The following is an 11,457-nucleotide window of genomic DNA, read 5'->3' as shown; positions in this document are numbered from 1 at the left end:
GGAGCGGGAGAAGAGTCTCGAACTCTCGACCTCAACCTTGGCAAGGTTGCGCTCTACCAACTGAGCTACTCCCGCATATGGAGTCTGGAGGCGGGGGTCGGGATCGAACCGGCGTAAACGGCTTTGCAGGCCGCTGCATAACCACTTTGCTACCCCGCCAGGGGTGTCCTGCTGCAAAATCAAAGCATATTGGCTGGATGGACATCTGCCAGGCAATACGATCAGCTGCTGATTTTACATAAAAAAAGGAAGCTTTTTCCAGCTTCCTTTTTTGAATCTGGAGCGGGAGAAGAGTCTCGAACTCTCGACCTCAACCTTGGCAAGGTTGCGCTCTACCAACTGAGCTACTCCCGCATTTGTTTCTTTTTCTGTATTAACTACAGAGACGACATTATAGTTGATCTACAGAGCTTGTCAATAATTTCGAAAAATATTCATCACATTTTTTCAAAACACCGACTTTTTACTTCACTGCTTGTTGTTTTCTTTTGCTGCGGTGGTTTCCTTGATCAGCGGCCACGCTTTACGCAAATAATAAAACATGGACCACACCGTCAACACCGCTGCTATCACCAGCAGCACCTGTCCCCAGAAACGGGTATCGATGCCAAGCAGGTCGCCATAATACAACAACATCGGGATCGCGACCATCTGTGCCGTGGTTTTAATTTTACCGATGGAGCTGACGGCGACCGATTTCGATGCGCCGATTTGCGCCATCCATTCACGCAAGGCGCTGATGGCGATCTCGCGGCCGATGATCACAAACGCGATAATGGGATCGACCCGTCCCAGGTGCACCAGCACCAGCAAGGCGCCGGCGACCATCAGCTTGTCCGCGACCGGATCCAGGAAAGCGCCGAAAGCGGAAGTCTGGTTCCAGCGCCGCGCCAGGAAACCGTCGAACCAGTCGGTCACTGCGGCGACGATAAAAATGATGGTGGACGCCAGGCCCAGCTGCAGCGTCGAAAAACCGAGGTCAGGAAGATAGAAAACGCCGACCACCAACGGGATCAAGGCAACCCGCAACCAGGTCAGTAAAATCGGAATGTTAAATGGCATAAATGGTTTTATGGGTAAGGAGCCAACTGTTCATGTTTTAATTATCTAGGAGTATGCCGCAGTTGGGAAACAAAACCTGCAAAAGCAACAAGCAATGCAACACTCAATGGAGTTGCTTGTAGATCTCCTCCGCCAGCAGCCTCGATATCCCCTCCACCGAGGCGATGTCCTCGATGCTGGCGTCCGCCACGCCGCGCAGCCCTCCGAAACGCGCCAGCAGCTTCTGGCGGCGCTTGGCGCCGATCCCTTCAATCTCTTCCAGCCGCGAACTCTGGCGCGCCTTGGCCCGCTTGGCGCGCATGCCGGTGATTGCAAAGCGGTGCGCCTCGTCGCGGATCTGCGCGATCAGCATCAGGGCTGCCGATTCCTTGCCGAGCTCGCGTGCGGCGCGGCCGTCGGCAAAGATCAGCGTTTCCAGCCCGACCTTGCGCCCCTCGCCTTTGGCGACGCCGACGATCAGGCTGATATCCAGCCCCAGTTCCGCCAGCACCTGGCGCGCCATTTCAACCTGCCCCTTGCCGCCGTCGACCAGCACGATGTCGGGCATCACGCCGTCGCCGTTGGCCACTTTTTCGTAGCGCCGCGTCAGCACCTGGCGCATCGCGGCGTAGTCGTCGCCAGGCGTGATGTCCTTGATGTTGTAGCGCCGGTATTCACCGTTTTGCATGGCGTGATGATGGAATACCACGCAAGATGCTTGCGTCGCCTCGCCCGAGGTATGGCTGATATCGAAGCACTCGGCGCGCAAGCTGTCGATGTCTTCGACTTCAAGACCCAGCACCTCCACCAGCGCGCGCGTCCTGGATTGCTGCGACCCCTGCTCCGACAGCAGCCTGGCGAGCGAAATCTCGGCGCCCTTCTGCGCCATCTCCAGCCACTGGCGGCGCTGCCCCTGCGGCTGGAACAGCAGGTTGATGCGGTGGCCGCATTGCTCCATCAGCGCCACCATCAGGGCCGGTTCGTCGAATTCGATATTCAGGATCAGGGTGCCGGGAATGAACGTATCGATGTAATGCTGCGCCATGAAGGCTTTGAGCACAGCGATTTCAATGGTTTCGCCCGCCGCTTCTTCCGGGTTAGACAGCGCGCCGTCGACATGGCTCGGGAAATATGCGCGGTCGCCCAGGTGGCGGCCGCCGCGCACCATCGCCAGGTTGACGCAGGCGCGCCCGCCCTGGACGATGACGGCGACGATATCGATATCGCTGTCGCCCACGGTTTCCATGCTTTGCTGGTGCAATACGCGCGACAGCGCGGTAATCTGGTTGCGCACCGCGGCCGCCTGCTCGAACTTCAGTTCGGCGGCGTAGGCATGCATCTTCTTGTCCAGCGTCGTCAATACTTCGGTTTGCCGTCCGCGCAGGAACTTGGCGGCGTTGTCGACATCGGTCAGGTAATCTTCATGGCTGACCAGCTTCACGCACGGCGCGCTGCAGCGCTGGATCTGGTGCAGCAGGCAAGGCCGCGTGCGGTTGGCGAAGACGCTGTCTTCACAGGTGCGCAGCAAGAATACCTTCTGCAGGATCTGCATCGATTCCTTGACCGCCCAGGCATTCGGGAAAGGACCGAAATACTGGTTCTTTTTATCCACCGCGCCACGGTAATACGCCATGCGCGGATATTCCTGGCCGCTGATTTTCAGGTAGGGATAGGATTTGTCGTCGCGGAAAAGAATGTTGTAGCGCGGCTGCAGGCTCTTGATCAGGTTGCTTTCCAGGATCAGGGCTTCCGCTTCGCTGCGCGTCACCGTGGTCTCCAGCCGGGCGATGCGCTCGACCATCATGGCGGTGCGCGGACTGGCGAGATTCTTCTGGAAATAGCTCGACACCCGCTTCTTCAGGTCGCGCGCCTTGCCGACATACAGGATATTGTCGGCTGCGTCGAAATAGCGATACACGCCAGGCAGGTTCGGCAGCTTGGCGACGGTCTCCAGCACCACCGCGCGCGGATCGGGAATTTCAGCTTCAGTCATGATGCCAGATCATACCTTACAGCAGCGCTTGCACCAGCGACCTGGCGGCCAGGTAGCGCGCATCGGCTTGCAATGTTTCCCAATCCAGCGCCGCCGTTTGCGGCACCAGCGCGGTCAGGCGCGCGCACGATGCCGGCGTGGCGCCGCCGTCCAGTCCGGCCAGCAGCTGGTCAGCCTTGTCCGGCGAATTGCAGATCAGGACCACGTCGCAGCCGGCCGCCAGCGCCGCCTTGGCGCCCTCCAGCACGCCGCCGGCCGAACCGGCGGCTTCCATGCTCAAGTCGTCGCTGAAAATCACGCCGTTGAAACCGATCTCCTCGCGCAGGATGGTCAGCCATTTCCTGGAGAATCCGGCCGAGTGCCGGTCCACCTTGGAATAAATCACATGCGCCGGCATTACCGCCGCCAGGCTCATGCCGAGCCAGTCGTAGGGCTTGACGTCTTCTTCCATGATCTGCGCCAGAGTGCGGTCGTCGACCGGCAGCGACGAATGGGAGTCGCCATGCACATAACCGTGGCCGGGAAAATGCTTGCCGCAGTTAGCCATGCCGGCCAACGCCAGTCCGTGGTTCAGGCTCTTCGCCAGCAAGGCGACTACACGCGGATCGCGATGGAAAGCGCGTTCGCCGATCACGCTGGAATCGCCGTAATCGAGATCCAGCACCGGCGTAAACGACAGGTCGACGCCGCAGGCGCGCAGTTCGCTGGCCAGCACGAAACCTACCGCGGTCGCTGTTTTAGTTGCCGCCAGCACATCGCGGTCCCATTGCTGCCCGAGCAGGCGCATCGCCGGCAGGCGGGTAAAGCCGTCGGTCCTGAAGCGCTGCACCCGGCCGCCTTCATGGTCGACTGCGATCAATATGCCGGGACGCGCGGCATGGATCGCAGCGGTCAGCGCGGTCAGCTGCGCGCGATCCTGGTAGTTGCGCGTAAACAGGATCACGCCGCCGGTGAGCGGATGCCGGATACGGCCGATATCGTCTGCGCTCAGGCTGGCGCCGGCCACGTCCAGCATGACCGGGCCAAGCGCAGCCTGGCCGGCTGCGCGCTGTTTCAAACCACTACTCATGTTTTCTCCACGCAATTCTTTTCCACAATGACAAAGGCGACCGCGTACTCCACTTCATCGGTAATCGATACCTGGGCGGTCAAGCCCCTGCTTTGCATGTATTCTTCCAGCGCCGGGTTGACCACGACGACAGGCTTGCCGCTGGGCGCATTCAAGGTTTGCATGGCGCGCCAGGTCATCGGCATCTTCATGCCCAGCCCGAGCGCCTTGGAAAAAGCCTCTTTGGCCGCAAAACGGGTGGCCAGGAAACGGATGCCGCGCGCCTCTACCTTGGCTTTGCGCTGCAGGTATTTTTCCATTTCCTGGGGACCCAGGATTTTTTCGGCGAAACGATCGCCGTTGCGCTGCAGCGCCGCGGCTATGCGCGGAATCTGGATGATGTCGGTGCCGATGCCATAAATCATCACAAGCCTTTCTATTTCCCCAGGCGTGCTTTCACCATCAGGGCTTTCATTTCGCTGACGGCGTTTTTCCAGCCGACGAACACTGCGTGCGCCACGATGGCGTGGCCGATGTTCAGCTCGGCGATATCGGGAATGGCGGCAATGGCCTGGGTATTGCTGTAATGCAGGCCGTGGCCGGCATTGACCTTGAGCCCGCGTTTGACGCCCTCCTGCACCGCGATCTGCACCCGCTCCAGCTCGCTGCGCTGCCCTGCTTCGTCATACGCTTCGGCATAACGCCCGGTATGCAGTTCGATCACCGGCGCGCCGATTTCCGCCGCGGCCTGGATCTGGTCGGCTTCAGGATCGATGAACAGGCTGACCCGGATGCCTTCCGCCTGCAACTGCCGCACCGCCGCCTGCACCTGGGTAAAATACTTGACGACGTCGAGGCCGCCTTCGGTGGTCAGTTCATGCCGGCGCTCCGGCACCAGGCAAGAATCCTCCGGCTTGATCCTGCAGGAGAAATCGATCATTTCCTGGGTCACTGCCGCTTCCAGGTTCATCCGTGTGCGCAATTGCGGCCGGATGATTTCGACGTCGGCATCCTTGATGTGGCGCCGGTCTTCGCGCAAATGCAAGGTGATCACATCGGCGCCCGCCTCTTCAGCCTGCAATGCCGCTTGCAGCGGATCGGGGTAAGTGGTGCCGCGCGCATTGCGCAAGGTGGCGACGTGATCGATATTGACGCCAAGGTCGATCACGGCGGAGGTAGGATTGAGATAGCTCATCGTATGCTCAGGTAATGGGATGGGATTTGTCGGCGGCAGTCATCTGCATATTTACAGCTGCATCAGGTCGATCAGGATCTGCCGCGTGTTCAATGGCGCGCCGCCCAGGTGGTGGGCCAGCAGGAAGCGCATCAGGACCTTGCTCTGGGCCTGGGTGACGACGTCGCTATAGTCTTCCCGCTCCATGTCGAGCAAGGTCTTGCCGCTGACGCGCGGCCAGGAATCGGCCGCGCGCGCAAGGCGCGGGCCGCGTTCGGGATCGACCACGTAATTTTCGGCAGGATCTACCGCTTGCCGGCTGCTGGTGCAGCGGGTGAAATCGCCGGCGACGCCGGTCTGCTTGAGCAGCGCTCTTTCAAACTGGCGCAGGACGATCGGCGCCGGCTCCTGGTGCGCCAATTGATTCAGCGTGGTGACGTAGTGATCGAACAGCGCCGCGTGCGGATCGTCGCGCGCCACCAGCTTGACCAGCAGTTCATTCAGGTAAAAACCGCACAGCAAGGCTGATTTTTCCAGCGGCAGCAAGCCGCCTACCCATTCGGCGGCGATCAGGGTGCGGATTTCGGATTTGCCGCTCCAGCTCAGCGACAAGGGCTGGAAGGTTTGCAGCACGCCGCGCAGCTTCGACAAGGGACGCTTGGCGCCCTTGGCAACCAGCGCGATGCGGCCGTAATCGCGGCTGAAGACATCGATGATCAGGCTGGTTTCGCGGTGCGGGTAGCTGTGCAGGACAAAACCGGGCTGGCCTGTGACGCGGGTATCCAGCGGCCGGGCCCGGCGTTTGGGCGGGCTGGAAGCTGCAGCGCCGCCAGCCTCGCCGATGACGGCGATCAATTCATCTTCAACCACGGTCGGCTGCATGGCAACTTCTCCGGCGGTGTCGTCAGCGATGATGGCGCTCATGCTCAGTGAGGTATGGAGTCGGGCTTATTCGTAGCCGTAGGCCCGCAATCCGGCTTCGTTGTCGGCCCAGCCGGATTTCACCTTGACCCAGATTTCCAGGTACACCGGACCGCCGAACAGGCGTTCCATGTCCAGCCGCGCCTGGGTTGAAATATCCTTGAGGCGGGCGCCCTTCTGGCCGATCACCATCGACTTGTGGGTGTCGCGCTCGACCAGGATCGCCGCAAACACGCGGCGCAGGTTGCCTTCAAGCTCGAATTTCTCGATCAGGACCGTGCTGGTATAAGGCAGTTCATCGCCGACAAAACGGAATACTTTTTCACGTACGATTTCGGCCGCGAGGAATTTCTCGCTGCGGTCGGTAATATCGTCTTCGCCGAACATCGGCGGATTGGCCGGCAGGTGCTTGCGGATTTCGCCTTGCAGGTTATCCAGCTGGAAGCGCAGCTTGGCCGATACCGGCACCACCGCGGCGAAATCGCGCATGGCGGCGATTTTCTGGGCGAACGGCAGCAGCACCGCCTTGTCCTTGACCCGGTCCGATTTGTTGATCACCAGGATGCAAGGCACGTTGGCCGGCAGCAAAGCCATCACTTGCTGGTCAGCCGGGCCAAAGGTGCCTGCTTCGATGATGTACAGGATGACGTCGGCCGCTGTCAGCGTAGTGGTCACGGTGCGGTTCAGCGTCTTGTTCAGCGCATTCGAATGGCGCGTCTGGAAACCTGGCGTATCGACATACACGAACTGCGTGTCGGCCACGGTCTGGATCCCGGTAATCCGATGGCGCGTGGTCTGCGCCTTGCGCGACGTAATGCTGACCTTGGCGCCGATCAGCTCGTTCATCAAGGTCGACTTGCCTACGTTAGGGCGACCGACAATAGCTATGTAGCCGCAACGAAAATCAGCTGCGGCATCGGTCGATGCCTGGGGTGTAGAGTCTGTCATGCGGTTTTCGATTTACTCGTAGTATGGGGTGCTGCATTAGAAGGAGCGGCGGCGCCGGCTGCGGCGATGGTTTCCGCGACAGGCGGGTTGGCAATGTTGCCCGCCGCCTTGGCTGGGGCGGCTGCCTCAGCGCTGCCGTTGACGGCCGGCGCATGGGTTTTCGCCGGTGTTTTGGCGGCTGCCTCGGCCGGGGCTTTGTCCTTGGCCGGCGCGGCAGGCTTGCCGGCTTCATCCGGCGCCGCTTCCGGCGCATCCGGCTGAATCGTCGCAATTCCGCTCAGTTTCAGCTGCGCGGTGCGCGGCTTGGCTTTGCGCGGCGCGGCCGGCGCTTTCACAAAGGCTTTTTGCACCGCTTCCAGCGCCAGCTTGGCCGCGGCCTGCTCGCCGGCGCGGCGGCTGCCGCCGTTGCCGAAGACCTGGATATCCAGCTTCGGCACCAGGCATTCGATTTCGAATTCCTGGTTGTGCGCGGCGCCGTGGGTAGCCACCACGTTATATTGCGGCAAGGCGATCTTTTTCCCCTGCAGGTATTCCTGCAGCAGGGTCTTGGCATCCTTGCCCAGGGTCTTGGGATCGACAGTATCGAGGATCGGGATATACAAGGCGCGGATCACGTCGCGCGCGGCGTCAAAGCCGGCGTCCAGGAAAATCGCGCCGAACAGCGCTTCCAGCGTATCGGCCAGGATCGAAGGCCGGCGAAAACCGCCGGACTTCAGCTCGCCCTCGCCCAGCCGCAGGAATTGCGACAATTCCAGCCTTTGCGCAATTTCATACAGCGATTGCTGCTTGACCAGGTTGGCGCGCACCCGCGACAGGTCGCCTTCATCTATCTTGGTATAGCGGTCGAACAACAATGAAGCGACAACACAGTTCAGGATCGAATCGCCGAGGAATTCCAACCGTTCGTTATGCAAGGTGCTATGGCTGCGATGCGTCAAGGCCTGCTGCAATAACGTAGCATCCTTAAAAGTGTGGCCTAGCCGATTCTGCAATAACATGAGGTCCATTTTTTCTTCGACGTTTACGGTTGTCGTCCGCGCTAGTTCTTCAACACTTGGTGCAACACCGGTCAAGACTTGGCGGTGCTGCCTGCATAATCGATCAGCAAGCTGACAGGACCGACCAGCGGGATCTTTTTCTGGTACGCAAAGCTGATCTGGATATCGTCGCCATTCTTGGTGATTTCCAGGTCTTTTCCTGAAATCGCATCGATGTAGCCCACCTCGGCCTGCTTGTTGAACGCATTCTGGATTTCCTGCACCGTGGTGCCGGACGTCCGGGCTGCGGCGATCGCTTTCTTGATCGAAAAATATTCGATCGTGGTCGGCGTCACCTTGGCCACCAGCACACCGATACAGCCGAGGACCGCCAACACAACGATCAGGCCGAATAATGTAATGCCCTGCTGCTTCCGTGTAGATCCGGAAATTCTTGTCATCCCTGACTCCGCAATGGTTTAAATGGTTTATTTAAAGAAAGTGCCGATACGCTTGAAATTGCCTAAGTTCATCCAGACCAAAAATGCTTTTCCAACAATATTCTCATCCGGTACGAATCCCCAGTAACGGCTGTCTTCGCTGTTATCCCGATTATCCCCCATCATGAAATAATTTCCAGCAGGAACGGTACAGGTAAACCCTTCAGGGTTATAGGAACAAGCGTCCTTGTTAGGGAAATCCATCACGCCTTCCAGCGAAATCGGTGGCCGGCCGCTGCGCACTGCGATCGTATGTTGCACGTTTGACAGGTTTTCCGTGAATTGCTGGGAGTAGTCCAGGCTGTCTTCATTCAGGTAATCCGGCAACGACACATAAGAAAGAGCTTGACCGTTAATCGTTAAGCGCTTGTTTTGGTAAGTTATTTTATCACCGGGCACCCCTACCACGCGCTTGATGTAATCGAGCGACATATCCTTGGGATATTTGAACACCATCACGTCGCCGCGCTGCGGGTTATTCATTTCGATCACTTTTTTATTCAGGATCGGCAAGCGGATACCGTAAGTAAACTTGTTGACCAGGATCAGGTCGCCCACCAGCAAGGTCGGCACCATCGAACTCGATGGAATCTTGAACGGCTCGTACAGGAACGAGCGCAAGAAAAACACCATGGCGATCACCGGGAAGAAACTGCCGGAATACTCGACCCAGGTCGGCTGGCGCAGCAGGTTCGCCTCCAGCGCAGCGCGGCCGCTGTTCTCCAGTTTGATGCCGTCGGCGCTCAGCTTGGCGTTGCGCGCATCGAATTCAGCCAGCGCGGCGTCGGCCTTGGCGCGCCGCTGCTTGCTGAGGTAGAAGCGGTCAAAAAACCAGATGATGCCGGTGACAACAGTCAAGACAAACAGGATTAATGCGAAATTTCCTAAGATTGATTGCAATGTCATTTTTCATCCACTTGTAAGATTGCCAGGAATGCTTCTTGCGGGATCTCGACGGAACCCACCTGCTTCATCCGTTTTTTACCGGCCTTCTGCTTTTCCAGCAATTTGCGCTTGCGGCTGATGTCGCCGCCGTAGCATTTCGCCAGCACGTTCTTGCGCAGAGCCTTGACGTTTTCGCGCGAAATGATATTGGCGCCGATCGCTGCCTGGATCGCCACATCGAACATCTGGCGCGGAATCAGCTCGCGCATCTTGGCCGCCACTGCCCGGCCGCGGTACTGGCTGTTGGCGCGGTGCACGATGATCGCCAGCGCATCGACCTTTTCGCTGTTGATCAGCATGTCGACCTTGACCACGTCGGCAGAACGGTATTCCTTGAATTCGTAGTCCATCGAGGCGTAACCGCGCGACGTCGATTTCAGGCGGTCGAAGAAATCGAGCACCACCTCCGCCATCGGGATTTCATAAGTCAGCTTGACCTGCTTGCCGTGGTAGCTCATGTCGATCTGCTGCCCGCGCTTCTGGGTGCACAGCGTAATGACCGAACCCACATATTCCTGCGGCATGTACAGGTTGACGGTGACGATCGGTTCGCGCACTTCTTCGATATTCGACGGATCGGGCATCTTCGACGGATTGTCCACCAGCATGATGGTGCCGTCGCGCTTCACCACCTCGTAGATCACGGTAGGCGCGGTAGTGATCAAGTCCATGTCGAACTCGCGCTCCAGACGCTCCTGGACGATTTCCATGTGCAGCAAACCGAGGAAGCCGCAGCGGAAACCGAATCCCAGCGCTTGCGATACCTCTGGCTCATACTGCAAGGCAGCGTCGTTCAGCTTGAGCTTTTCCAGCGAGTCGCGCAGCGCATCGTACTGGTTGGCCTCGACCGGGAACAAGCCGGCGAACACCTGCGGCTGCACTTCCTTGAAGCCGGGCAAGGCCGCCGCCGCGGGCTTGCCGGCCAGGGTGACGGTATCGCCTACCTTGGCGGCCTTGAGCTCCTTGATGCCGGCGATGATGAAACCCACCTGGCCGGCCGAAAGCGATTCGCGGGCCTGCGATTTAGGCGTAAACACGCCAACGCTCTCCGTCAGATGCTGGGAACCGGTAGCCATCAGCAGGATCTTGTCTTTAGGACGCAGCGTACCGTTCTTGATACGCACCAGCATCACGACGCCGACATAGTTGTCGAACCAGGAATCGACGATCAGGGCTTGCAAAGGGGCGTCCGGATCGCCTTTCGGCGGCGGCACCTTGACGATCAGCGACTCCAGCACCTCGCGCACGCCAAGCCCGGTCTTGGCCGAGCAATGCACGGCATCGTGGGCATCGATCCCGATCACGTCTTCGATTTCGGCGATCGCGTTGTCGGGATCGGCGGAAGGCAGGTCGATCTTGTTCAATACCGGCACCACTTCCACACCCAGGTCAAGCGCGGTATAGCAGTTGGCCACGGTCTGGGCTTCCACTCCTTGCGAGGCGTCGACCACCAGCAGCGCGCCTTCGCAGGCGGACAGCGAACGGCTGACTTCGTAGCTGAAGTCGACGTGGCCCGGGGTATCGATCAGGTTCAGGTTGTAGACCTGCCCGTCCAGCGCCTTGTAGGACAGCGCCGCGGTCTGGGCCTTGATCGTGATGCCGCGCTCGCGCTCGATATCCATCGAGTCGAGCACCTGAGCTTCCATTTCACGATCAGACAAGCCGCCGCAGGATTGGATGATACGGTCCGCCAGGGTAGATTTACCGTGGTCGATATGGGCGATGATGGAGAAATTACGGATGTTGTTCATTGACAGACGCGATTACAAAAAAAGCGCTCTGAGCCGGGCTCAGCGCGGTGTTTCGCATTTGACGAAACACTGCACATGTGTCCCAGGCGAGCGCCTTTTATGACAGGTTATTCAGTGCCGTCATTTTACCGGATTTCAGAGGGGAAAACCGACAAATCA

11 protein-coding genes and 3 tRNA genes are annotated in these 11,457 nt (G+C 59.1%); all 14 read right to left on the bottom strand.

Going from position 1 to position 11,457, the window contains the following annotated elements; all coding sequences use genetic code 11:
- Positions 1–2: 2 nt before the first annotated feature.
- The 14 genes from AC07RZ_RS06685 to lepA all read right to left on the bottom strand — a co-directional run bounded on the left by AC07RZ_RS06685 (position 3) and on the right by lepA (position 11,298).
- Positions 3–75: transfer RNA gene (locus AC07RZ_RS06685), tRNA-Gly, on the bottom strand.
- A gap of 10 nt (positions 76–85) precedes the next feature.
- Positions 86–159: transfer RNA gene (locus AC07RZ_RS06680), tRNA-Cys, on the bottom strand.
- A 119-nt stretch (positions 160–278) separates the two neighbouring features.
- Positions 279–354 (bottom strand) — tRNA-Gly (locus AC07RZ_RS06675).
- Positions 355–468: 114 nt separating this feature from the next.
- Complete coding sequence (gene pgsA, locus AC07RZ_RS06670; protein ID WP_061540860.1) at positions 469–1,062, bottom strand: CDP-diacylglycerol--glycerol-3-phosphate 3-phosphatidyltransferase; 594 nt, start codon at positions 1,060–1,062, stop codon at positions 469–471.
- 103 nt (positions 1,063–1,165) lie between these two features.
- Positions 1,166–3,034 (bottom strand): excinuclease ABC subunit UvrC, encoded by a 1,869-nt coding sequence (gene uvrC, locus AC07RZ_RS06665; protein WP_494667349.1) that lies wholly within the window; start codon positions 3,032–3,034, stop codon positions 1,166–1,168.
- 16 nt (positions 3,035–3,050) lie between these two features.
- Positions 3,051–4,103 carry a beta-N-acetylhexosaminidase gene (gene nagZ / locus AC07RZ_RS06660; protein WP_494667348.1) on the bottom strand — a complete coding sequence of 351 codons (1,053 nt, stop codon included), beginning with the start codon at positions 4,101–4,103 and terminating at the stop codon, positions 3,051–3,053.
- Positions 4,100–4,507: a holo-ACP synthase gene (gene acpS, locus AC07RZ_RS06655; RefSeq protein WP_494667347.1), complete on the bottom strand. Its 408-nt coding sequence runs from the start codon at positions 4,505–4,507 to the stop codon at positions 4,100–4,102. Before acpS ends, nagZ begins: the two co-directional genes overlap by 4 nt.
- Before the next feature lie 11 nt (positions 4,508–4,518).
- Positions 4,519–5,277: a pyridoxine 5'-phosphate synthase gene (gene pdxJ, locus AC07RZ_RS06650; protein WP_494667346.1), complete on the bottom strand. Its 759-nt coding sequence runs from the start codon at positions 5,275–5,277 to the stop codon at positions 4,519–4,521.
- 51 nt (positions 5,278–5,328) lie between these two features.
- Positions 5,329–6,180, bottom strand: a complete 852-nt coding sequence (gene recO / locus AC07RZ_RS06645) for a DNA repair protein RecO (RefSeq protein WP_092392938.1) — start codon at positions 6,178–6,180, stop codon at positions 5,329–5,331.
- 24 nt (positions 6,181–6,204) lie between these two features.
- Entirely contained in the window at positions 6,205–7,125 is a 921-nt protein-coding gene (era, locus tag AC07RZ_RS06640) for a GTPase Era (protein ID WP_211462958.1), read from the bottom strand.
- The gene (gene rnc / locus AC07RZ_RS06635; RefSeq protein WP_494667345.1) at positions 7,122–8,132 is read right to left on the bottom strand and encodes a ribonuclease III; all 1,011 of its coding nucleotides are present in this window, start codon (positions 8,130–8,132) and stop codon (positions 7,122–7,124) included. The genes era and rnc overlap by 4 nt, the downstream gene beginning before the upstream one ends.
- Before the next feature lie 62 nt (positions 8,133–8,194).
- Positions 8,195–8,563 (bottom strand): DUF4845 domain-containing protein, encoded by a 369-nt coding sequence (locus tag AC07RZ_RS06630; protein ID WP_092392929.1) that lies wholly within the window; start codon positions 8,561–8,563, stop codon positions 8,195–8,197.
- A 27-nt stretch (positions 8,564–8,590) separates the two neighbouring features.
- Positions 8,591–9,508 (bottom strand): signal peptidase I, encoded by a 918-nt coding sequence (lepB, locus tag AC07RZ_RS06625; protein ID WP_092392926.1) that lies wholly within the window; start codon positions 9,506–9,508, stop codon positions 8,591–8,593.
- On the bottom strand, positions 9,505–11,298 hold the full coding sequence (gene lepA, locus AC07RZ_RS06620; RefSeq protein ID WP_092392923.1) for a translation elongation factor 4: 1,794 nt from the start codon (positions 11,296–11,298) through the stop codon (positions 9,505–9,507). The genes lepB and lepA overlap by 4 nt, the downstream gene beginning before the upstream one ends.
- Positions 11,299–11,457 lie beyond the last annotated feature (159 nt).

The organism is Collimonas sp. GW821-FHT07E08 (genome assembly GCF_059418905.1).
This window is presented reverse-complemented; position numbering and strand designations above follow the sequence as displayed.

Excerpts from the sequence above, each read along its gene's own strand:
- recO (WP_092392938.1), bottom strand. The coding sequence starts at position 6,180 with ATGAGCGCCATCATCGCTGACGACACCGCCGGAGAAGTTGCCATGCAG.
- rnc (WP_494667345.1), bottom strand. The coding sequence starts at position 8,132 with ATGGACCTCATGTTATTGCAGAATCGGCTAGGCCACACTTTTAAGGAT.
- nagZ (WP_494667348.1), bottom strand. The coding sequence starts at position 4,103 with ATGAGTAGTGGTTTGAAACAGCGCGCAGCCGGCCAGGCTGCGCTTGGC.
- lepA (WP_092392923.1), bottom strand. The coding sequence starts at position 11,298 with ATGAACAACATCCGTAATTTCTCCATCATCGCCCATATCGACCACGGT.
- lepB (WP_092392926.1), bottom strand. The coding sequence starts at position 9,508 with ATGACATTGCAATCAATCTTAGGAAATTTCGCATTAATCCTGTTTGTC.
- acpS (WP_494667347.1), bottom strand. The coding sequence starts at position 4,507 with ATGATTTATGGCATCGGCACCGACATCATCCAGATTCCGCGCATAGCC.
- era (WP_211462958.1), bottom strand. The coding sequence starts at position 7,125 with ATGACAGACTCTACACCCCAGGCATCGACCGATGCCGCAGCTGATTTT.
- pgsA (WP_061540860.1), bottom strand. The coding sequence starts at position 1,062 with ATGCCATTTAACATTCCGATTTTACTGACCTGGTTGCGGGTTGCCTTG.
- AC07RZ_RS06630 (WP_092392929.1), bottom strand. The coding sequence starts at position 8,563 with ATGACAAGAATTTCCGGATCTACACGGAAGCAGCAGGGCATTACATTA.
- uvrC (WP_494667349.1), bottom strand. The coding sequence starts at position 3,034 with ATGACTGAAGCTGAAATTCCCGATCCGCGCGCGGTGGTGCTGGAGACC.
- pdxJ (WP_494667346.1), bottom strand. The coding sequence starts at position 5,277 with ATGAGCTATCTCAATCCTACCTCCGCCGTGATCGACCTTGGCGTCAAT.